Source organism: Roseibium sp. SCP15 (genome assembly GCF_040329435.1).
Lineage (GTDB): Bacteria > Pseudomonadota > Alphaproteobacteria > Rhizobiales > Stappiaceae > Roseibium.
Map to the genome: position 1 here is coordinate 86,667 of NZ_JBDZYI010000005.1, position 21,571 is coordinate 108,237.

Genomic DNA, 21,571 nt, shown 5'->3' on the forward strand with positions numbered 1-21,571 from the left:
GAAACTTCTATCCATAAACGGACGAAAGCGACGCCTATCAAGGCGCCGCTCTCGGTCTGGCCGTCAGGAGACGGGTCTGGGAGGAGGAGGACTTACAACCCAGCGGAATCGTTACCGCCGGTCGTCCGGCCCCTGTTGGCCATGAAGCGATCGAATTCCTCCTGGTCGCGCGCGCGGCGCAGTTCACGGAGGAAGTCGTCAAATTCTGCGCGCATCGTATCGAGTTTCGCGCGTTCTTCTTCCAAGCGCTTCAACTCGCGCTCACGGTAGTCGTCGAAAGCAACGTTGCCTGTACGTGCGTAGCCTGCGGTATTGGACATTTGATCGAATGCTCCCTTCAGCGGGCTCGACCGCCATTGATCCTTTGCGTCTCGGGCCATGCCTTCAAATCGGTCGCCCCACAAAATGTAGGCCAGCATGGCAAGGCCAAGCGGCCAAAACACCACAAACCCCAATACCATCAGACCGATGGTCACAGGTGTCCAGGCAGGTTTGATCATGCAACTTTTAGTCGTCGTCATCGTCCCATCCATTTAAGACATCCACGTCAATCAGGTGGGGATTGTCCGATGCGGCTTCAAGGATTTGTGACCGGAAAACGCTGAAGAAAACGCCTGATCCCGTCACAATTCCTCAGGCTAAACTAGCTGTAAGTGTCTGTTTTAACTGATAAACAAAATTCAGGAATAATCTATTCGCTGCAATTGTTCGTTGCAGCGATTTATTTGAAATATCATTGGAAATGATGCCGCCAGTCAGGCGCGGGCGCCTTATGCAATGCGCCCGCAGCACCGGTCGTCAGCTGACAACTTCAGACAGTTGTTTTGCTTGTTCGATCCATTTGTCTCTGGCAATGCGACCCCGAAAATCGAGCTTCGTGTCCAGTGCCTCGATCTGCCTTTCCGTCAGGGAGGCAATCTGCCAGTAATGAAAAATTCCGGCCTCGTTCAGCGCGACTTCCAGCTTCGGACCGACACCGCTGATCGCTTTCAAATCGTCAGCAGCTCCGTCCGGCTTGGCCAACAGGATTTCCTCAAGAGAGCCTGTCACTTCCTTGGCCATCGTTTGGGGCATTGCCGGTGACTTTGCAGAAGGATTTGCGATCTTTTTCTCCGAGGCGTTTCCTGCGGCACGCTTGACTGCACCCGGGCGGTTCGAGCGGATGAAGTCCATGACCCGAGGCGCGATTTCGGACCGCCAGCGAGAGCCGTTGAAGACGCCGTAGTGGCCGACATTCGGCTGCTCGTAATGAACCTTGTTTTCATCCGGCAGATTTGAACAGAGCTTGTGAGCGGCGCGGGTCTGGCCACGACCGGTAATGTCGTCCTTTTCACCCTCAACCGTCATCAATGCCGTGCGCTTGATCTTGCTGCAATCCACGAGGCTGCCATTGTGCAGCATCCTGCCGTCGGGCAACGAATGTTCGATGAAGACCGTCTCCACAGTCTGCAGATAGAATTCAGCGGTCAGATCCATGACAGCGAGATATTCGTCATAGAATTCACGGTGCTTTTCCGCACTGTCTCCGTCACCCTCGACCAGATGCTGGAAGAAGTCCCGATGAGCCGTCAGGTGTCGGTCCAGATTCATACCCATGAACCCTGAGAGCTGCAGAAAGCCCGGATAGACATCGCGCATGAAGCCCGGATGCGGGAACGGCACCTTCATGATGACGTTGCTCTTGAACCAGTCGAGACCCTTTGACACGGCGAGGTCATTCACGGCCGTGGGAGCAACACGTGTGTCGATCGGACCGCCCATCAGGGTCATTGATGAGGGAACATAGGGATCTTCACGGCCTTCCATGACCGCGACGGCCGCCAGAACCGGAACGGATGGCTGGCAAACGCCAAGAATGTGGGTGTCCGGTCCCAGGAAGTGCAGCATCGAAATGATGTAGTCGATGTAATCGTCCAGATCGAACTTGCCTTCCTGGATCGGCACCATGCGGGCGTCAATCCAGTCGGTGATGTAGACATCAGCGTCCGGCATCAGCGCTTCCACTGTGCCCCGCAGCAATGTTGCATAGTGGCCTGACATGGGAGCCACGATCAGAACCTTGGGATCGTTGCGGTGCGAAGTGACCCCGCGCTCGAAGTGAACCATGTCGCAGAATGGGCGGCTCCAGACGATGTTTTCGCGCACAGGAACGCGGACACCGCCCACCACTGTTTCCTTCAAGCCGAATTCCGGTTTCCCGTATCGCCGCGTGGTGCGTTCAAGAACTTCACAACCAGCGGCAATCGATCGGCCATAGCTGGTATGAGTCAGAGGGTTAAGCGGGTTCTGGAAGTAGAGCTTGGTCATGTCGGCGACAGCTCTGAGCGGCGCCATGGCCGCGTGATTCAGCTCGTAAAGATGATAAAAAGGCAAAGAAGCCTCTCCCTTGTTTACAAAGCCGCTGCCTTCCCCTTAGGCGAAGTTCCAATACGCACTCGCGCGGCTCGCTTGTTTCGCGTCACCTATTGCATCGCAACAGAATAGCTAGGCATGCAACCGCCTGCAATACTGCTAATTGTTATCTGGCCGCGAGCATAACTTCGCGCAATTGCGGTTAAACTCATTTTGGCATCAAATTTCTGTGCGCCGCACAAAAACAGATAGGGTATTTAAATCAACTTGGTAGAAATATTTTCCGAAGAGTAAGCTTGGAATTACGCTGCGAGATCGGCGACGACTGCATCGAGAACAAAGAAACCTTCTCGGGTCGCCCTTACACGGTTTTCCCCTATTTCTTCCATCATTCCATGCTCGAGAAGGGCGTTCAGCCGTCTTTGATCGACAGATCTATGGGAGAACATCTCGTAGCGGGACAGATCAATCCCTTCGGTGAGCCGCAGTCCCATAAGCAGAAATTCATCTCCCTGCTCTTCTTCGCTCAGGCCCATGTTTTCGATCATGCCATGACCGTATTGCTCGACATTTTCCAGCCAGGTCTCCGGGTGCCGTTCGATAGACGTGGCCAGACGGTTGACCCCGACCGTCAGGCGGCCATGGGCTCCCGGACCGACGCCGACATAATCACCATATCGCCAGTAGACGAGATTGTGACGGCATTCGGCTCCCGGCCTTGCATGGTTTGAAACCTCATAGGCCGGCATTCCGGCAGCGGCGGTCACGTCCTGGGTCAACTCATAGAAGGCGGCTCCAAGATCCGGATCCGGCATCTTGAGTTTTCCCGCGTGATAAAGCGTGTGGAAGGGCGTGCCTTCCTCTATCGTGAGCTGATAGAGAGACAGGTGATCAGCGGCAAGTGCAATGGCTTCGTTCAGTTCCTCTGCCCAGCCTTCCGGCGTTTGTCCGGGGCGGGCATAGATCATGTCGAAGGACAGGCGCGGGAATGTTTCGCGCGCTGTTTCGATAGCCGCGCGGGCGGTCTGTGCATCGTGCAGACGACCCAGAAGCTTCAAGTCCCTGTCGATCAGGGACTGAACGCCGAGGGACACCCGGTTGACGCCTGCCGAGCGGTATCCCCGGAACCGTTCGGCTTCTACCGAGGACGGATTGGCCTCCATCGAGATTTCGACATTTGCGTCCAGGGACCAGTTCTTGGCGATCGCCTCAAGGATGTTCTCAACCGTTTTCGGATCCATCAGGGACGGCGTGCCACCACCCAGGAAGACGGACTCGACGGTCTTGCCTTGAGTCAACTCCGCGAAATGGGCCAATTCGCGCTCAAACGCAGCGGTGTATCGGAGCTGATCAACCGGCTGATGACGAACGTGAGAATTGAAGTCGCAATATGGACACTTGGCCGCGCAAAAAGGCCAATGAACATAAATGCCAAATCCACCATCCCTGGTCGCATGCGACGTCACTGTCATCAGTCTCCCAAGCAGCCAGCGGCAAATTTCTGGAACGCGCGGGCACGATGAGAAAGGGCAGGCGTGTCTTCCGACCAGCCATGCTTTTGCTCCGACGACATTTCCCCGAAGGTGATGGCATGGCCATCCGGCTGAAAGATCGGATCATAGCCAAAGCCCTGAGTTCCGCGCGGCGGCCAGACAATGTCGCCGTCAACTTCGCCGCGGAAAAACTCCTGATGACCATCCGGCCAGGCCAGACACAGAACTGCAACGAACGAACCGCGCCGCTGTTCCGGTGACGATGCTCCCATCGACTGGAGCTTTTCTTCGATCGTGCGCATGGCCATGGCAAAATCCTTGTCCGGACCAGCCCAGCGCGCGGAGTAAATGCCCGGATCGCCGTTCAACGCAGCGACGCAAAAGCCGCTGTCGTCTGCCAAGGCCGGCAGACCGGAAGCGTTTGCTGCCGCCACTGCCTTGATGGCGGCATTCTCTTCAAAGGTCAGACCGGTTTCTTCCGGTTCCGGCAGATCAAGCTCACCGGCTGAAACCACCTCAAATCCGTAGGGAGCGAGCAGTTCGTTGATCTCTCGGATCTTGCCCTTGTTGTGGCTGGCCACGACAAGTTTTCCAGGTTTCAGTTTCCGGTGGCTCATTACGTCGGATCCTTAAAGAATTGCCATTTTCTGCAAGTCGACCAAACGCCCGATTCCGGCTTTCGCCAGACCGAGAAGTTGTCCGAATTCCTCTTCGGAGAAGGGCGCACCTTCCGCGGTTCCCTGAATTTCGACAATTCCGCCAGAGCCGGTGAGAACGAAGTTTGCATCGGTTTCGGCTGTGCTGTCTTCCGCATAATCCAGATCGAGAACCGGCGTACCTTCGTAGATACCGCAGGAAATCGCCGCGATGTGATTCTTCAGCACCTCACCGGATACCATGTCGCGCGACTTCATCCATTCGATGCAATCGCGTAGCGCAACCCAGGCGCCGGTGATCGCAGCCGTGCGTGTTCCCCCGTCAGCCTGGATAACGTCGCAATCGACCGTGATCTGGGCTTCGCCAAGCGCTTCCAGATCAACCACCGCCCGCAAGGACCGGCCGATCAACCGCTGGATCTCCTGCGTACGCCCGGATTGCTTTCCGGCGCTTGCCTCGCGGCGCATGCGATCACCCGTTGCACGTGGCAGCATGCCATACTCGGCGGTTACCCAACCGCGGTTCTGACCGCGCAGCCACGGCGGAACGCGTTCTTCAAGGCTGGCGGTGCAAAGCACATGCGTGTCTCCGAATTTTACGAGACAGGAGCCTTCCGCATGTTTGGAGACACCGCGCTCAAGTGTGACCGCACGGAGTTCATCGGCTGCGCGTTTTGACGGACGCATGAAAATCCCTTTCGACTTTCGCTTAAATGAAACAGCTGTTTCCCTTCATTCCTGAGGGCCTTGTAGACCTCAACTTAACAAGTCGTAAAGGGCCAGCTTCACGCCGGACCCATTTTGGGCCTATATCTTGGGAGCAAGACCTTTCCGGACCCCGGTTTGCAGTCATTCAGACGGAGAACATGCCTTGAGTCTCAGCGACCTCGACAAGAGATCCCGCGAAATCTTCCGCTCAATCGTGGAAACTTATCTGGAAACCGGCGAACCCGTCGGGTCACGCAATGTCTCGCGTAACCTGGCCATGTCCCTGTCGCCAGCATCGGTGCGCAATGTCATGTCCGATCTGGAACATCTGGGTCTGCTTCATTCGCCCCACACCAGCGCCGGGCGCCTGCCGACCGAAATCGGATTGCGGTTCTTCGTCGATGCGCTTCTGGAAGTCGGTGACCTGACGCAGGACGAACGCCAGCAGATCGATGTTCAGGTTCGCGCCTCCCAGCAGGCGAATTCCGCCGAACAGGTGCTGACCGAAGCCAGCCAGATGCTGTCCGGCCTGTCGATGGGTGCAGGCGTGGTCCTGACTCACAAGACGGACATGCGGCTGAAACACATCGAATTTGTCCGCATCGAACCACAAAAGGCGCTGGTCATTCTGGTCAGCGAGGACGGATCGGTGGAAAACCGCGTGATCGATCTGCCGGCCGATCTGCCGTCTTCAGCCCTGGTGGAAGCAACCAACTATCTGAACGCCCAGCTGCAGGGACGGACCATCGCAAACATCCGCGCCGAACTGGAACGGGTGCGCGATGCCGACCAGGCGGAACTCGACCAGCTGAGCCAAAAGGTGATCAATGCCGGGCTCGCCGTCTGGAGCGGGGAGAACACCAACGATCCGGGTACGTTAATTGTCCGCGGCCGGTCCAACCTTCTGACCGACCTGGAAGCCGTGGAAGACCTTGAACGCATCAGATTGCTGTTCGATGACCTGGAGAACAAGAAGGATCTCATCCAGTTGCTTGGCCTTGCCGAAAAAGGCGACGGAGTGCGGATCTTCATCGGATCGGAAAACAATCTGTTTTCCCTGTCCGGCTCCTCGCTCGTCGTCTCTCCCTATCGTGACAGCAACCAGCGGATCGTCGGTGTTCTGGGCGTCATCGGCCCGACACGGCTCAACTATGCACGGGTCATCCCGATGGTGGACTACACGGCCCGCCTCGTCAGCAAGATCCTCGGCTAGGGACCGTATGACATGAATGACCAGGTGGCTTGCAAGTGTTGCGGGTACTATACGATAGGTCCGGAAGGCGATTTTAGCTACGAGATTTGTCCCGTCTGCTTCTGGGAAGCTGATCCCGTGCAGAATGCCGATCCCGATTATGCTGGCGGAGTGAACGTGCCGTCGTTAAATGAAGCCAAGAAAACCTTCGCTGCGACCGGTGCCAGCGAACTTCGTTTTCTAAAAAATGTACGAAAACCACATTTCACAGAGTTTCCGGAAAACAACTGATCAACGGATCAAAGCACACATGCTCTCCCAAGCCGAACTTGAACGTTACGCCCGTCACATCGTCATGCAGGAAATCGGCGGTGCAGGACAGCAGAAGCTGAAGAACGCCCGTGTTCTGGTCATCGGCGCCGGCGGTCTGGGAGCCCCCGTCCTGCAATATCTTGCCGCTGCCGGTATCGGAACGCTCGGGATCGTCGACGATGATACCGTGTCCCTGTCCAACCTGCAGCGCCAGGTGATCCATGACACCGACCAGCTGAGCGAACCGAAGGTTGCCAGCGCGGCGCAGGCCATTGCCCGTCTCAATCCGAACGTTGCCGTTGAACCGCACCCCACACGCCTTGCAGCACATAACGCTCTGGCGCTGATTTCCAAATACGACCTCGTCGTTGACGGCTCGGATAATTTCGACACGCGCTACCTGGCATCAGATGCGTGTTTCTTTGCCCAAAAGCCGCTCGTCACGGCAGCTGTCGGCCAATTTGACGGATCAATCACGACATTGCGACCGTTCGAGACCGACAACGACGGAAACCTCAACCCCACCTACCGATGCCTGTTTCCCAAAAAACCACGCGACGGCTTGCTGCCAACTTGCGCACAGGCCGGTGTTCTGGGTGCGCTTACGGGAATAGTCGGCGCAATGCAGGCAATGGAAGTCATCAAGGAGATCACCGGTACGGGTGAGGGCCTTGTCGGCCGCATGATGATGTTTGACGCGCGCAGCTTCCGGATGGAAACGATACGATACAAGCGCTCTCCCAAGAACCCGCTGAACGGCGACGAGCCGAAGAACTGGGCGGAGCTCCTGGAAGAAACGTAAATTCCGGCAGGAAACAAGGAAACCGCAATGGCAACCGTGAAGCTGATGACTGATGCCGAGGCTGACTCCATCCCTGAGGTCAAAGCGGTTTTCGATGATATCAGGGAAACCCGGGGCTCGGACTTCATAAACAATGTCTGGCGGGCACTCGCCTACGACCCGCAGGGCCTCAAACGAACCTGGGAACACCTGAAATCCGTGATGGCGGTTCCAGGAGCAATCGATCCGAAGATCCGGGAAATGATTTACATCGCTGTTTCAGCCGCCAATGGCTGCGGCTATTGCGTGCATTCTCATACGGCAGCCGCCAAAGCAAAAGGCATGAGCGAAGAAGAGCATGGCGAACTGATGCAGATCATCGCACTTGCCGGCATGACAAACCACCTGGTCACCGCGCTGCAGGTTCCCGTCGATCCGGAATTCGACGCAATCGACACCTGATACAACGCAGGCACAAAAAAACCCGCGCCGAAACCGGCGCAGGTCCAATAGTGTTCCGGAAGGATGAAGAAGCTTAGTTCGGCTTCTGCTCGCTCGCCTGCTGGGTCGCAGCCTGCTGAGCCATGTTCTGGCGGTACAGCTGGGCAAAGTCGATCGGATCGAGCATCAGCGGCGGGAAACCGCCATTGCGGGTTGCTTCCGACAGGATGTTGCGTGCGAACGGGAAAATCATGCGCGGGCATTCGATCATGACGAACGGATGCATATGCTCCTTCGGCACACCGGTGATCTTGAACAGACCGGCATAGACCAGCTCAACGTTGAACATGACCAGATCCGGGCGCTCTGCCTTTGCAGTCAGTGTCAGAATTACTTCGAACTGATCTTCGCCCATCTGCTGAGCACCGACATTCACATTGATATCGAGCTTCGGCTGCTCACCCTGGGCCAGGGAGCGCGGTGCATTCGGGTTTTCAAAGGACAGATCCTTGATGTACTGGCCAAGGATGTTCATGCCCGGTGCAGCGGTTGCTTCCGCCTGCGGCTGTGCGCCGCCGTCATTCGTATCGGTCATTTTGTTCATTCCGTTTCGCGGGGCTGATCTGAAATGAAGAGCTATGAAATCCCTCCGGTTGGCCGCCGGCCCGCGTGTTCCGGACAACCGTGTTAGCGGCTGGCTACCATCTACGACCGGCCGGCACAAGAGCCACGGCCTTGCCAGAGGGCTGAATCCGATTCAAAAGAAACTTATGGCGGATCATCCAACTTCCAATATCACCTTGCCTCACAGGCGCTTGAAGCTCGACACCCTGGTGCGCTTGCGCTGGCTTGCCGTCGGCGGCCAGTCCGCCGCCCTTCTGGTCGTCTATGTCGGTCTCGGCTATCCACTTCCGGCCGGTCCCGCATTTGCGATGGTGGCGTTTTCGGCCTGGCTCAACATCTTCCTGAAGATCAAATGGCCTTCGGCACTGCGTCTTTCCGAAAAGGCGGCCACCTTGCAGCTGGTCTACGACATTCTGCAAATGAGCGGGCTCTTGTTCCTGACCGGCGGCCTGGGCAACCCGTTTGCATTTCTGCTGATGGCCCCAGTCATGGTCTCGGCCACGGGGCTTTCAGCGCGCTACACCATAATACTCGGCATCCTGGCTACCGCTTGTGCCAGCGTTCTGGCTGTCCTGCATTTACCGCTGCCATGGCCCGTCGGCGATGATTTCAAGCTGCCGGTGGTTTATTCCGTCGGCATCTGGATCGCACTGGTGTCGACGCTCGGCTTCATGGCGGTTTATGCGTTCCGGGTTGCAGAGGAAGCCAGGCAACTCGCAGACGCGTTGGCAGCGACCGAACTTGTTCTTGCCCGCGAACAGCATCTCAATGCCCTCGACGGTCTGGCAACCGCAGCCGCCCACGAACTTGGAACACCTCTTGCCACCATCTATCTGGTTGCCAAGGAGCTGACCGATGAATTCGACAGCGGCGACCACCGGGGGGAAGATGTGGCGCTGATCCGCTCGCAGGCAGAACGTTGTCGCGGGATCCTGCAGCAATTGAAAGGTCTGTCGAGCGAAGAAGACCAAACCTATCAGCGAATGCCTGTCTCCCTGCTCCTGGAAGATGTCATCGACCCGCACCGGGGACTGGGCGTGGCCATTCATTCCGCAAGTCAGGGTGAAGGGGCCGAACCTGTCGGCACCCGAAATGCTGCCATTCGTTACGGCCTCGGCAATCTGGTGGAAAATGCCGTCGACTTCGCCAAGTCACGCGTCGATGTCTCGGCCAAGTGGGATGACAAGACCCTCTCGATTTCAATCCGGGACGACGGTCCGGGCTTTTCTGTCGACATACTTGGCAAGATTGGTGACCCCTACGTTTCCGTGCGCGGCAGCAAGACACCGCAAAGTGGCACCGGAGGAGGCCTCGGCCTCGGCATTTTCATCGCCAAGACCCTGCTGGAGCGCACCGGTGCCAAGCTTCACCTTGAAAATCAGGCGCCACCTCAAAGCGGTGCCCATATTCGCATCAGCTGGCCCCGCGAACTGTTCGAGCGCGGCACCGGAGTGGACGAAACGTCTTTTTCGCCCCATAACGGCATCAACTAACGAAAAATGCAGGTTAAACATTGAATATTCATCCGGCCTCCCCAATAAGAGCTGAGAATAAACGGTAAGACGAGATGACGGACCAGATGACTTCCTTGAATGGAACGGAAGATATGAGCCTCCTTATCGTCGACGACGATAAGCCGTTCCAGCAGCGCCTCGCGCGCGCCATGGAAAAGCGTGGCTTCGATACTGAGACAGCAGACGGCGTGCAGGACGCGGCCGCGAAGATCGCACGCAATGCCCCGGCATTCGCGATTGTCGACATGCGCCTGGAAGACGGCAACGGGCTGGATGTCATTCAGCAGATCCGCGAAAAACGCCCCGATTGCCGCGCAATTGTCCTGACCGGCTATGGCAATATCGCCACCGCCGTCACGGCGGTAAAACTCGGCGCAATCGACTATCTGGCCAAGCCGGCCGACCCGGACGACATCATGGCGGCCCTGGCCCGCAAGCCCGAGGACAAGGCACAGCCGCCTGAAAACCCGATGTCGGCCGACCGGGTTCGCTGGGAACATATCCAGCGCGTTTACGAGCTTTGCGACCGCAACGTCTCGGAAACGGCGCGCCGTCTCAACATGCACCGTCGAACCCTGCAGCGTATTCTGGCAAAGCGCGCACCGCGATGAGCGGTCGCCGTTTTGATCCTATTGCGGGGTTGCCCTTTCAGCGCCACTTTGCCTAAGTAACCCAGTCGGTGGTTCCCTAGCGCTCCCATGGAGATCGTTCATGCGGCTTGTTGCTGCTCACGCTCGTTATGCACCTTTGCTGAAATCCGGCCTTTTGACGGCCTGCAGTATCGTTTTCCTGACTTCGGGCCTCAATGCGTTCGCCCAGTCAGCCCCGGAAACGGTGCGCATCAATGTGGAACCGCCGGAACCCGGCATCCGTTCGATCACCGTCAATAAAAAATACAGGCCGATCATCAGCCGGGACGACAAGGGTGTCGTGATCGACACGATGGGAAGCGACAGCAAGCTGCCACCTTGTGACGTGAAGCTGGAAGTCACACTGGAAAACAGCCGGGTGCTGCATCGCGATGCAAATATCTGCAGCGGCAACACCCTGGTTGTCGACGTTACAAGCGACGGAAAGCCCGGCGCCACCGCCCGTGTGGTCGGTACCTCTTCCGGCGTTGCAGCCGGTCCGGTCAGCAACAACACGCCCGGCGTTGCTTCCTCAGGGTCTTCCACGAGCGCTCCTGCGCAGCAGCCAACGACACCAGGTGCATCCGAGAACCAAAACCAAACCACCGTTGCCGAAGTGGACCCCACATCAGAGACGGGTGGTTTGAAACCTCTTGAGCAGGTCGATACGGCGATTTCCACTCCCGGTACGGATGCCAGCGGTTCCCCCGCCGTTTCCGGCGACCTGGAAACGACAGTGCGCGAAAGCCTATCCGGTCGTGGAAATGCCAATGCCCAGCCTGTTCTTGTTTCTCCGGCAGAAGGTCGGCAGTGGCTCGCTGAACCGGGCAGTCAGCCTGGATCGCAGTCCTTTTTGCAGCATTCGATACCGCAGACAGACAATCGTGACTTCCGCGCCGAATGCGGCACACAATCCGGCTTTGCCAAGATCACTTTCCAGCAGGCTCCTGCCGGACTTCTGGAGGGGATGCCACAGGCGGTTCGCATAACTGCCGGCGACTATTCCGCAAGCTACAACGCATTCGGGTCCTCGACCGCGAACGAAGCGGGTGTCTCGCTGCCGGAAGTCAATATCGAGATGACCGATCCGCTCTGGGAGGCGATGATCAGGCAGTCGGAACTGTCGATTTCCGTCGAAGGCATGCCTGCTTACGGCGTGTCTCTGGGTGGCAGCGCCAATCCGGTGCGCCTGTTCGTCGCGACCTGTTCCCTGCCACAGCAAATCGTCGCAGACGGTGCTGCGGGCCAGGAACCCGGGTCAGATCTCTCCTGCAGCGAACTTGGCCGCGTCCGTTCGGTCGAGGCCGTGCGACCCGGTCAGATCGTCTTCCGCAATGCCAGCCGTCAGCCCGTTGAAGTCCACTGGGTGGATTATCGTGGTGGAGAGCGTCCTTACGCACGTCTCGAACCGGGCCAGATCCTCGAGCAGCAGACCTATGTGTCTCACGCCTGGACAGTTCGCGGCGCCGGCGGTGAGTGCCGCGGCATTTATGTGACCCGCACACCCTACAGGGAAGTGGTCATCAGCGGTCCTGCCAATTTCGGGAACAATGGCGGTTTCGGCAATAATCCTTCCGGGGGCTTCGGCAACAATGGCGCAGGTGGCTTTGGCGATCAGCAGGGCGGCTTCCAGGGCGGTCAGCCAAACAATGGCTTCCCAGCAGGTCCTATTCCTCCGGGCAGCGTTGGTGGAGCCAACCAGCAGGTCTTCCAGCAGCAACAGGCAGCACGCACGAATGTCGCGGACTATCTGTGCACGGCCGGTATCGACCTCAATGTCGTTTTTTCGCCGGATGGCCAAACGGCAACCGTTGCCGAAATGGGCTATGGAGCGGTCACGTTGCAACGTCTTGGCAGTGCCAATACCTTCTATTACGAAGCGCAGGGTCACGTTCTGAAAGGACAAATTCACAATGCAACCTGGTCCCGGCCAGGTCTTCGTGATGTATTTTGTGCCCGCAGGTAAAGCAAACCCAGGTTGTTTCCGTAATCTTTTTCCCTTAGGTAGAATTCGCGATACCCTAATACTCTTTGGTATAACTAATCGATTAAAACGGCGGATATGCTGAAAGCTTAAGCTTTTGGTCAGGTGTTTAAGTGAGGTTCCTCTCAACGAATATTGAGAGGAATCATTTCGTTATGTCATTCGCACGCTGGCCAATTACCTGGAAAATCAGTCTTCCCATTGCAACTATTCTTCTTTTCACTGTCGCGATCTGTGTCGTCAGCCTGAATAGTCTTTATTCTGCGATGTTCGACGAACGTCTTGGAAAGATTGAAGAAATCTCAAACAGCGCGGTCTCCATCGCCGCCTATTACCAGGGCCTTGAGCAAGCAGGCGACATGACTCGTGACGAGGCCCAGGCCGCGGCGAAGGCAGCAATCGGAGCCGTCAGGTTCGAAGGCAACAACTACGTCTTCGTCTATGACTACGATGGCACCAATCTGGTGCACCCGAAGAGCTCGATCGTCGGCACCAACATGATCGGTTTCAAGGACAAGACCGGGGTTCCGATCGTTGAAGAACTGATCAGGCAAGCCAAGACGGGTGGCGGGTCGCTGCTTTACTACTGGCCGCGCGCGAACAGCGAAGTCGCGATTGAAAAATACGGTTGGGGCGCCGGATTTGCTCCCTGGAACTGGATGATCGGGACGGGCGTCTATGTCGATGATCTCGATTCAGCCTATTGGAGTGCCGCGGCAACAATTCTGGCATTGGCCGCTGTGGGCGCTCTGATCGCCATCACAATTGCAGTGGTCGCAGTTCGCAACACCGTACGCCCGCTTCGTGCCCTGACAGCCAATATGTGCACCCTTGCGGACGGCAATACGGATATTGCCATTGAAGGTACGGACAGAGGCGACGAAATCGGCCAGATGGCGGCAGCCATGGAGGTCTTCGTCCAAAACGAAGCTGCCCGCCGAGACCTCGAAGACCAGCAAAACGCTGTCCAGGAAGATCAGGCTCGCAAGGGGTCCGAAATCCAGCAGTTGAGCAGCGACTTCGACCGTCAGATTTCCGAAATGATGAACATCATCGACACTTCGGTGCAGAATCTCCAGGTCGCCTCGGCGGACATGACCGGCGTTGCCGCACAGACAACCGAACAGAGCGGTCTGGTGTCCAACGCTTCCTCACAGGCCTCGCACAACGTCGAGACAGTGGCAGCTGCCGCCGAAGAATTGTCGGCATCGGTCAACGAAATCCGCAGGCAGGTTCAGTCTTCCAGCGAGATTGCCGCTCGCGCGGCCGGCGAAGCGCAATCGACCAATCAGCGCATGAACGGCCTGTCGGATTCCGCAAGCCGCATCGGCGAGGTTGTGACGCTTATCCAGGCGATCGCCGAACAGACCAACCTCCTGGCGCTGAACGCAACAATCGAAGCGGCACGTGCCGGTGAGGCCGGCAAGGGCTTTGCGGTCGTGGCAGCTGAAGTGAAAGAGCTGGCAACACAGACGTCCAAGGCGACCGAAGAAATTTCCAGCCAGATCTCAGCAATCCAGGAAGAAACAGGCCATGCGGCAACCGCGATATCTTCGGTGACCGAGATCATCAACAACATGAACGAAATCGCCTCCTCCATCGCCTCTTCGGTTGAGGAACAGGGTGTTGCCACGCAGGAAATTGCCAGCAACGCCACCGAGGCCTCCCGCAGCACCGTGGAAGTGACTACCAACATCGAAACCGTTGCCTCTGCAGCGGAAAACACGCGCGACACTGCCGAGAAGGTCGACAGTTCCGCGCAGCAGCTGAAGGAAAACGCAGCCATGCTGCGTGATCAGGTCGCTTCGTTTCTGCAGGAAGTTAGAAATCGTTCTGCGGCTTAGGCTGCCTGCGCATCAAAGACAAAGGCCAGCAATCTGAAAAGGTTGCGGGCCTTTTCGTGAAAGTCAGACCTTGCGCAGCGCCACCTTCGAAATCCGGTGGCTCGCATTCTTGGACAGGATCAGATCCGCCCGCGGCCGGGTCGGCAGAATATTTTCCCGCAGGTTCACAAGGTTGATCTCGTTCCAGATCCGGGTTGCGGTTTCGACTGCTTCCTCATCAGTGATACGTGAGTACTTGTGGAAATATGAACCCGGATCGCGGAACGCCGTTTCCCTCAGGCGCATAAAACGTTCCACGTACCATTTGCTCAGCAGGTCTTCATCAGCATCGATGTAAACCGAGAAGTCGAAGAAATCCGACACGAACGGAACCGCGCGTCCGTCCTTGGGCAATTCCCGTGTCTGCAGGACATTGAGGCCTTCGACAATCAGAATGTCCGGCTTGTCGACCGTGACTGTGTGGCCGGGCATGACATCGTAGTAGAAATGGGAATAGACAGGTGCGCGGACATTGCGCCGCCCGGCCTTGATGTCTGACAGGAATTTCAATAGGCGGGGCCTGTCGAAACTTTCCGGAAAGCCCTTCTTGGACATCAGGCCTTCCGCTTCCAGGATCGCATTCGGATAGAGAAAGCCGTCCGTCGTGAGCAGGTCGACACGTGGGCTTGCGGGCCAACGGGCCAGGAGCTCGCGAAGGACACGAGATGTCGTTGATTTTCCGACAGAAACCGAACCGGCAACACCAATGATGAACGGCGTCTTGCCGTCACGGTGACCAAGAAAATTCTGGGTGGCCTGATGAATGCTGATAGTCGCTTCCGCATAAAACGCCAAGAGGCGCGAAAGCGGCAGATAAATGGTCTCCACCTGCTCAATGGACACCGGAGCGTTCAGACCCTGAAGCTGCGACACTTCGTGTTCGCTCAGGGTCATTGGCGTGTCAGCACGTAATTTGGACCACTGGCGCTCGGTGAACACCCGGTAAGGGGACAAATCCATGTCCAGGGCCGTGGCGACTTTCTGATCCATCTTTCTCGCAGTTCCCGCTGCGGTGGCTAAGGCGTGCCAGCTGTCATTCTTCAGGCCGGGATGCTTTTTCTTCCAGTCCGGTTTGTCCCGTGCGGCCCGCGAGTTCCCTCATAACGTCCCCTAGCGGAACATTAGCCACGTTCAGAACAACCAGCAAATGATAAAGCACGTCGGCGGCTTCCGCCGTCAACTCTTCCCGATCTTCCCTGACAGCGGCAATCGCCGCCTCGACCGCTTCTTCCCCCAGTTTCTGGGCGCATTTCGCAACGCCCTTGCTCACGAGCTTGCGCGTATAGGACTTCTCGTCCTCGCTCTTCGCACGTGCAGCAATAATGGCGTCCAGATCGTCCAGTGTGAACTTCGTCATTGGTCTTATATCCCAGGTCTCGAATGCTGCGTCGATCAGGCGTCCAGTCGCATCGGAACGCCGGCATCATTCATGTGCTGCTTCGTTTCCTGAATTGTGTATTCGCCGAAATGGAAAATGGAAGCCGCCAGGACCGCGGTCGCATGTCCGTCCCGTACACCTTCGACCATGTGATCCAGGGTTCCAACCCCGCCCGAGGCAATCACCGGCACCGGAACAGCGTCGGCAATCGCGCGGGTAAGCGCAATGTTGTAACCGGATTTGGTGCCATCCCTGTCCATGGACGTCACCAGCAATTCGCCAGCTCCAAGTTCGACAACCTTTTTGGCAAACTCGACAGCGTCAATGCCCGTGGCATTGCGACCTCCATGGGTGAAGATCTCGAACCTGTCCGGTTCACCCGGCTCGTTCACCTGCTTGGCATCGATGGACACGACAATGCACTGCGCACCGAATTTTTCCGCCGCTTCACGCACGAAGACCGGGTTCTTGACCGCTGCGGTGTTGATGGAAACCTTGTCGGCCCCAGCAATCAGAAGCTTGCGGATGTCCTCGACCGTGCGCACACCACCACCAACGGTAACCGGCATGAAGCACGCTTCGGCCGTACGCCGGACAACATCGTAGATCGTGTCGCGGCCTTCATGACTTGCAGTGATGTCTAGAAAGCAGAGTTCGTCCGCACCGGCTGCGTCGTAGGCCTTGGCTGCCTCGACCGGATCGCCGGCATCAATCAGATCGACGAAATTAACGCCCTTGACGACACGGCCGTCCTTGACGTCCAGGCACGGAATGACACGCGCTTTCAAAGTCATGATGCTTTACTCCGCGCTTCCAGGATCAGGCACATGGCTTCTTTCGGGTCGAGCCGGCCATCGTAAAGGGCCCGTCCCGAAATTGCTCCTTCAAGGACAGCGCAATCGGGCTCCAGGAGACGATGAATATCGTCAATGGACGCGAGACCTCCGGAGGCGATCACCGGAATGGAAACGGAACGGGCAAGTTCCAGGGTTGAAGGAATGTTGAGCCCCTTCAGAACCCCGTCGCGATCGATATCGGTGTAGATAATCGCCGAAACGCCCGCATCTTCGAACTGTTTGGCAAGATCGACCGCCGTCAGTTCAGAAGTCTCCGCCCAACCTTCCACGGCGACATAACCGCCCTTGGCATCGATGCCCACGGCAACCTTGCCCGGAAACTTGCGGCATGCCTCTTTCACCAGCTCCGGGTCTCTGACGGCCACAGTGCCGAGAATGACCCGCGTGATGCCCTTGTCCAGCCAGGTTTCGATATGTTCCAGCGTCCTGATGCCGCCACCGAGCTGAACCGGGTTCCTTGTCGACGACAGAATTGCATCGACGGCGGCACCGTTGACGCTTTCACCGGCGAAGGCACCGTTCAGATCGACCACATGCAGCCATTCAAATCCCTGGTCTTCAAAGGTCTTGGCCTGGGCGCCCGGGTTATCGTTGAACACCGTTGCCTGGTCCATGTCTCCAAGCTTCAGGCGCACACACTGGCCGTCTTTCAAGTCGATGGCGGGAAAGAGGATCATGCTTCTTACATTCCTTCAACGATGACGATTTCGCCATCGGCTATTTGCTGGCGGATTTTGACCGCAACCTGATATTCGGGCGAGTTATAGCAATCGACGGCATGTTGAAAGCTCGGAAACTCGATGACGACATTGCGGGCCCGTCCCGGACCTTCGATGGTGTCGGTTTTGCCGCCGCGCGCCAGGAACTTCGCACCAAAACGTTCAAAAGCCGGTTTTGCCGCCTCGACGTATTTCGGGTAGTCGTCCGGATTGTTCACATCCACTCTGGCGATCCAATAGCCTTTGCTCATCTGATATCTCCCCAATTCAGTTAAGGCGTCCAGTCCAGAAAGTTGGCGATGAGCTCAAGGCCCAGCCGCTGGCTTTTTTCCGGGTGGAATTGCGTGCCGATCATATTGTCCTGCGCAACCATCGCGGTGAACGTGCCGGCATAGTCGAACGTTGCCAGACGGTTCGCATCATTGGCGCAGGCGAAGTGATAGGAATGCACGAAATACGCATGCAGTCCGTCAGGCCCGGTCTCGATGCCCTTGAACACCGGATGGCTTTCGGAGCGCACATCAATCGTGTTCCAGCCCATATGCGGGATCTTCAGCGACGGATCCGACGGCTTCATTTCCGAGACGTCGCCGTTGATCCAGTTCAGGCCTTCGACGGTTTCGAATTCGAGGCCGCGGCTGGCCATCAGCTGCATGCCGACGCAGATGCCGAAAAACGGCTTGCCTTGCTCGCGCACGGCTTCCTGCAGGGCTTCCGGCATGCCTTCAACAGCCCACAGGCCACGCTTGCAGTCTGCAAACGCGCCAACGCCCGGCAGGACGATGCGGTCGGCTTTCAGAACCCGCTCCGGGTCGGCTGTGACGATCACGTCCGGCACATGGGCATGAGCGCGGGCCGCGCGCTCGAATGCCTTCTCCGCCGAGCGTAGATTGCCCGAACCGTAGTCGATAATTGCAATTGTCATTGACGGGTCTCCGGACCAAGCGTCAGGCCCACGACCTGTTCGCTGCCGACCCTTGGGACGATCGGTGAGCGGTGAGGGCGCTGTTGCCGGTCAGTTTGTTCTTCAACCGGCGCAACGGGCGCGGCTGTCTTGTGCAGGAAACGGAACTCGGCTTCGTCCCGGCTGGAACCTTCCGCGATGCCGATGATGCGCCACCCCTTGCGCTCCAGGGACCAGCGGCGAAGGGCCTGTGCTTCAAAGCCGAACAGAAGCGACATCAAAAGCGCAACGATGCCCACGGCTTCCGGTCCTACCGAAAGCGCCAGCAATTCGATCACCAGGGTCACGGCAAGATAGCCGAGCAACACCAGCCACATCCGGTGCACCAGCAACCAGATGATGGAAAACAGGAATGCCAGGAACGAGAACCTGTCCGGAACAAATGCAAGCCGATCGGTCTGGCGGGGGTCTCCGTCCAGATCCCGAAATTCCGGCGGTGCCATCACAACATAGGTGCTCATGCGTCCGTCCGTTCGTTAGAGCTTCAGCCGCCGAGCTGACCTTTGGTGGTCGGTACTCGGTCAGCCTGCCGCGGATCGATCTCAACCGCCTTGCGCAAGGTGCGGGCGACGGCCTTGAAACAGGTTTCGGCGATGTGGTGGCAATTTGAACCGTAAAGATTGGCGACATGAAGGGTGATCCCGGCATTCATGGCGAATGCGCGGAAAAACTCCTCGAAAAGCTCCGTATCGAAATCACCAACCTTGTCGCGGTCAAACGTCACGTCCCAAACGAGGAACGGTCGCCCGGACACGTCCAGCGCACAGCGGGTCAACGCCTCGTCCATGGCCAGATGCGTGTCGGCGTAGCGGGTGATGCCCGACATGTCTCCCAAAGCCGAGGAAATGGCCTGGCCGAGCGCGATGCCGGTGTCCTCCACCGTGTGATGGAAATCGATATGGGTGTCGCCGTCGGCGCGGACCTTGATGTCGATCAGCGAATGTCGCGACAGCTGCTCCAGCATATGATCGAAAAATCCGACACCGGTCTGGACGTCATAGGCGCCAGTTCCGTCCAGATTGATCTCGACTGAAATGCGGGTTTCCTTGGTATCGCGCGATACACTCGCTGTACGCATGAGTGACGGTCTCCTTAAAGGCCGGATGTCCCGGCAAGCGGCGATGTTGTAGCAGCCTGAACCGACTAATGAAATAGCGACGTATAGGCTCATGCGATCCAAGTTGACGCCGGAGCCGGATCGATCAGGCAATTGGCGTCATCTGCAAGTCCTTTGACGCACCTTGCCAGCGCGGTTTTCGGCAAAACGCGCACATTGATACCGACCCAGACGCAATGCGCTGGAAACCGGTACTTTTCAGGAGATGACCATGTCCGGAACCATTCTTATCACAGGTGCCTCCACGGGCATCGGACGCACCACCGCGGAACTTTTTCTGAACAATGGCTGGAATGTTGTCGCGACCATGCGATCACCCGAAAATGCGGGGGATCTGGCGGATCATGCCAACGCACTGGTCACGCGCCTGGATGTGACCGACGAAACCTCGATAGCGAGCGCCGTTGACCAGGCATGGTCGCGCTTCGGCAGAATAGATGTGCTGCTGAACAACGCAGGTTACGGCGCCTATGGTCCACTTGAAGCCACGCCGATGGACAAGATCCGCCGCCAGTTCGACACCAATGTCATCGGCCTTTTGGCAGTCACCAAGGCAGTGCTGCCGATCTTTCGTACGCAGAAATCCGGCACGATCGTCAACATCTCTTCCATCGGCGGTCAGATGACATTTCCGCTCGGCACGCTTTATCACGGAACCAAGTTTGCGGTCGAAGGATTGTCGGAAGCCCTTCATTTCGAACTGGAAGCCATCGGTGTGAAGATGAAAATCGTCGAGCCGGGCATGATCCGCACGGATTTCGGCGGAAGATCGTTTGACTTCAGCAACGACGAAACCATGTCAGAATATCAGGAGACGATCCAGAAGCTGTTTGCCGTTTTCGGCGAGGCGGCCAATGGCGGCTCCGATCCGTCCGTCGTTGCCGACGTCATCTGGCAGGCGGTCACAGATGGTACAAACCAGTTGCGCTACCGGGCCGGTGCGGATGCGGAAGAATTTCTCGACAATCGCAAGAACCTGGACGACGCCACCTTCATTGGCGGTCTGAAGGCGCAGCTTGGTCTCTAGATGGTGCGTAGATAGAGGTTAACTCCATGTTTGAAAAAGCAGTTTCCGAAGGTGGTCTTGCAGTGGTTACGGGGGCTGCGAGTGGAGTCGGGCTGGTTTCGGCGATCCGTTTCGCCGAAGCCGGGTTCGGTGTTGTCCTCGCCGACCTGGCGGGCGAGCCACTGAACGCCGCCATCGAAAAAGTCCGCGGTGTTGCCAGCCCGAATGCGGATGTGCTTGCCGTACCGACCGACGTGACCGACATGGCCCAGGTGGAAGCCCTGGCCGACAAGGTGTTTGCAACCGGGCCCGTCGCCGTCCTGATGAACAACGCGGGCATCGGCCTGAGTTCCAAGTGCTGGGACGGTTTCGACAACTGGACACGAATGATGGATGTCAATTTCTTCGGCATTCTGCGAGGTGTCCAGTCGTTCACCCCGCGCTTGATCGAAGCAAACCGCCCCGCGGTCATCATCAACACCGGTTCCAAGCAGGGGATCACGACGCCTCCCGGAAATCCGGGCTACAACGCTTCCAAGGCAGCGGTAAAGGTGTTGAGCGAGCAACTTGCGCATGAACTCAGGGAAGCCGGCGCACCGATTTCCGTGCATCTCTTCGTGCCCGGCTTTACCTATACCGGCATGATTGCGGCGCACATTCCTGAAAAACCGGCTGCCGCCTGGACCAGCGAACAGACGGTCGATCACTTCATCGCCCGGATGACGGCAGGCGATTTCTACATTCTGTGTCCGGACAACGACGTCGACAGCACGCGTGATCGGCGCCGGGCGGAATGGGCGATCGGCGATATCATTGAAAACCGGCCTCCGCTCTCCCGCTGGCATCCGGACTACAAGGAAGCTTTTGCGGAATTCGAAAGGACCGGAAAGGCGTAGTTCTGGCGATTCAGCCATCATGATGTTATGGACGGATCGCCTTCCCAAACGCCATCCAGGAGATC

At 57.5% G+C, this 21,571-nt stretch carries 24 protein-coding genes; 10 read left to right on the top strand and 14 right to left on the bottom strand.

The window, feature by feature from the left end; genetic code table 11:
• Positions 1-92: 92 nt before the first annotated feature.
• From ABLO27_RS23285 to rph, 5 genes are all read right to left on the bottom strand, one after another.
• On the bottom strand, positions 93-521 hold the full coding sequence (locus tag ABLO27_RS23285; RefSeq protein WP_353036224.1) for a DUF2852 domain-containing protein: 429 nt from the start codon (positions 519-521) through the stop codon (positions 93-95).
• A 277-nt stretch (positions 522-798) separates the two neighbouring features.
• Complete coding sequence (gene phaZ / locus ABLO27_RS23290; protein ID WP_417714850.1) at positions 799-2,334, bottom strand: polyhydroxyalkanoate depolymerase; 1,536 nt, start codon at positions 2,332-2,334, stop codon at positions 799-801.
• 320 nt (positions 2,335-2,654) lie between these two features.
• Positions 2,655-3,824 carry a radical SAM family heme chaperone HemW gene (hemW, locus tag ABLO27_RS23295; RefSeq protein WP_353036228.1) on the bottom strand — a complete coding sequence of 390 codons (1,170 nt, stop codon included), beginning with the start codon at positions 3,822-3,824 and terminating at the stop codon, positions 2,655-2,657.
• Positions 3,824-4,462, bottom strand: a complete 639-nt coding sequence (gene rdgB, locus ABLO27_RS23300; protein ID WP_353036230.1) for an RdgB/HAM1 family non-canonical purine NTP pyrophosphatase — start codon at positions 4,460-4,462, stop codon at positions 3,824-3,826. The genes hemW and rdgB overlap by 1 nt, the downstream gene beginning before the upstream one ends.
• 12 nt (positions 4,463-4,474) lie before the next feature.
• The gene (gene rph, locus ABLO27_RS23305) at positions 4,475-5,188 is read right to left on the bottom strand and encodes a ribonuclease PH (RefSeq protein ID WP_353036232.1); all 714 of its coding nucleotides are present in this window, start codon (positions 5,186-5,188) and stop codon (positions 4,475-4,477) included.
• 127 nt (positions 5,189-5,315) lie between these two features.
• Here rph and hrcA point away from each other — a divergent pair, with 127 nt between their 5' ends.
• The 4 genes from hrcA to ABLO27_RS23325 are packed head-to-tail and all read left to right on the top strand — an operon-like array spanning position 5,316 to position 7,956.
• Positions 5,316-6,422 carry a heat-inducible transcriptional repressor HrcA gene (gene hrcA, locus ABLO27_RS23310; RefSeq protein ID WP_353036234.1) on the top strand — a complete coding sequence of 369 codons (1,107 nt, stop codon included), beginning with the start codon at positions 5,316-5,318 and terminating at the stop codon, positions 6,420-6,422.
• A 12-nt stretch (positions 6,423-6,434) separates the two neighbouring features.
• Positions 6,435-6,692, top strand: coding sequence for a CPCC family cysteine-rich protein (locus ABLO27_RS23315; protein ID WP_353036236.1), 258 nt, complete (start codon positions 6,435-6,437; stop codon positions 6,690-6,692).
• Between the two features lie 19 nt (positions 6,693-6,711).
• Entirely contained in the window at positions 6,712-7,515 is an 804-nt protein-coding gene (locus tag ABLO27_RS23320; RefSeq protein WP_353036238.1) for a HesA/MoeB/ThiF family protein, read from the top strand.
• Between the two features lie 27 nt (positions 7,516-7,542).
• Positions 7,543-7,956, top strand: coding sequence for a carboxymuconolactone decarboxylase family protein (locus ABLO27_RS23325; RefSeq protein WP_353036240.1), 414 nt, complete (start codon positions 7,543-7,545; stop codon positions 7,954-7,956).
• A 73-nt stretch (positions 7,957-8,029) separates the two neighbouring features.
• On the opposite strand, the gene secB is transcribed toward ABLO27_RS23325, so the two are convergent.
• A complete protein-coding gene (secB, locus tag ABLO27_RS23330; protein ID WP_353036242.1) occupies positions 8,030-8,530 on the bottom strand; it encodes a protein-export chaperone SecB in 501 nt (166 codons plus the stop codon).
• A gap of 175 nt (positions 8,531-8,705) precedes the next feature.
• On the opposite strand from secB, the gene ABLO27_RS23335 reads away from it, so the two are divergent.
• From ABLO27_RS23335 to ABLO27_RS23350, 4 genes are all read left to right on the top strand, one after another.
• On the top strand, positions 8,706-10,052 hold the full coding sequence (locus ABLO27_RS23335) for an ActS/PrrB/RegB family redox-sensitive histidine kinase (protein WP_353036244.1): 1,347 nt from the start codon (positions 8,706-8,708) through the stop codon (positions 10,050-10,052).
• 74 nt (positions 10,053-10,126) lie between these two features.
• Positions 10,127-10,684: an ActR/PrrA/RegA family redox response regulator transcription factor gene (locus ABLO27_RS23340; protein ID WP_353036246.1), complete on the top strand. Its 558-nt coding sequence runs from the start codon at positions 10,127-10,129 to the stop codon at positions 10,682-10,684.
• Positions 10,685-10,784: 100 nt separating this feature from the next.
• Positions 10,785-12,668: a hypothetical protein gene (locus ABLO27_RS23345; RefSeq protein WP_353036248.1), complete on the top strand. Its 1,884-nt coding sequence runs from the start codon at positions 10,785-10,787 to the stop codon at positions 12,666-12,668.
• A gap of 173 nt (positions 12,669-12,841) precedes the next feature.
• Complete coding sequence (locus ABLO27_RS23350; protein WP_353036250.1) at positions 12,842-14,530, top strand: methyl-accepting chemotaxis protein; 1,689 nt, start codon at positions 12,842-12,844, stop codon at positions 14,528-14,530.
• Positions 14,531-14,593: 63 nt separating this feature from the next.
• Here the strand turns inward: ABLO27_RS23350 and coaA are convergent, their stop codons facing one another.
• The 8 genes from coaA to hisB are packed head-to-tail and all read right to left on the bottom strand — an operon-like array spanning position 14,594 to position 19,565.
• Entirely contained in the window at positions 14,594-15,559 is a 966-nt protein-coding gene (coaA, locus tag ABLO27_RS23355) for a type I pantothenate kinase (protein WP_353036252.1), read from the bottom strand.
• Between the two features lie 43 nt (positions 15,560-15,602).
• Positions 15,603-15,926, bottom strand: coding sequence for a phosphoribosyl-ATP diphosphatase (locus ABLO27_RS23360; protein ID WP_353036254.1), 324 nt, complete (start codon positions 15,924-15,926; stop codon positions 15,603-15,605).
• A gap of 35 nt (positions 15,927-15,961) precedes the next feature.
• Entirely contained in the window at positions 15,962-16,741 is a 780-nt protein-coding gene (hisF, locus tag ABLO27_RS23365) for an imidazole glycerol phosphate synthase subunit HisF (protein WP_353036256.1), read from the bottom strand.
• Entirely contained in the window at positions 16,738-17,481 is a 744-nt protein-coding gene (hisA, locus tag ABLO27_RS23370) for a 1-(5-phosphoribosyl)-5-[(5-phosphoribosylamino)methylideneamino]imidazole-4-carboxamide isomerase (RefSeq protein ID WP_353036258.1), read from the bottom strand. The genes hisF and hisA overlap by 4 nt, the downstream gene beginning before the upstream one ends.
• A 5-nt stretch (positions 17,482-17,486) precedes the next feature.
• Entirely contained in the window at positions 17,487-17,774 is a 288-nt protein-coding gene (locus ABLO27_RS23375) for a DUF1330 domain-containing protein (protein ID WP_352949847.1), read from the bottom strand.
• Between the two features lie 20 nt (positions 17,775-17,794).
• On the bottom strand, positions 17,795-18,448 hold the full coding sequence (gene hisH / locus ABLO27_RS23380; protein WP_353036260.1) for an imidazole glycerol phosphate synthase subunit HisH: 654 nt from the start codon (positions 18,446-18,448) through the stop codon (positions 17,795-17,797).
• The gene (locus ABLO27_RS23385) at positions 18,445-18,948 is read right to left on the bottom strand and encodes a DUF2628 domain-containing protein (RefSeq protein ID WP_353036262.1); all 504 of its coding nucleotides are present in this window, start codon (positions 18,946-18,948) and stop codon (positions 18,445-18,447) included. The genes hisH and ABLO27_RS23385 overlap by 4 nt, the downstream gene beginning before the upstream one ends.
• A 23-nt stretch (positions 18,949-18,971) precedes the next feature.
• Entirely contained in the window at positions 18,972-19,565 is a 594-nt protein-coding gene (hisB, locus tag ABLO27_RS23390; RefSeq protein ID WP_353036264.1) for an imidazoleglycerol-phosphate dehydratase HisB, read from the bottom strand.
• A 250-nt stretch (positions 19,566-19,815) separates the two neighbouring features.
• Between hisB and ABLO27_RS23395 the strand changes: the two genes are divergently transcribed.
• Both ABLO27_RS23395 and ABLO27_RS23400 read left to right on the top strand, forming a co-directional pair.
• Positions 19,816-20,631, top strand: a complete 816-nt coding sequence (locus tag ABLO27_RS23395) for an SDR family oxidoreductase (protein WP_353036265.1) — start codon at positions 19,816-19,818, stop codon at positions 20,629-20,631.
• A gap of 26 nt (positions 20,632-20,657) precedes the next feature.
• A complete protein-coding gene (locus tag ABLO27_RS23400) occupies positions 20,658-21,506 on the top strand; it encodes an SDR family NAD(P)-dependent oxidoreductase (RefSeq protein ID WP_353036267.1) in 849 nt (282 codons plus the stop codon).
• Positions 21,507-21,571: the final 65 nt, after the last annotated feature.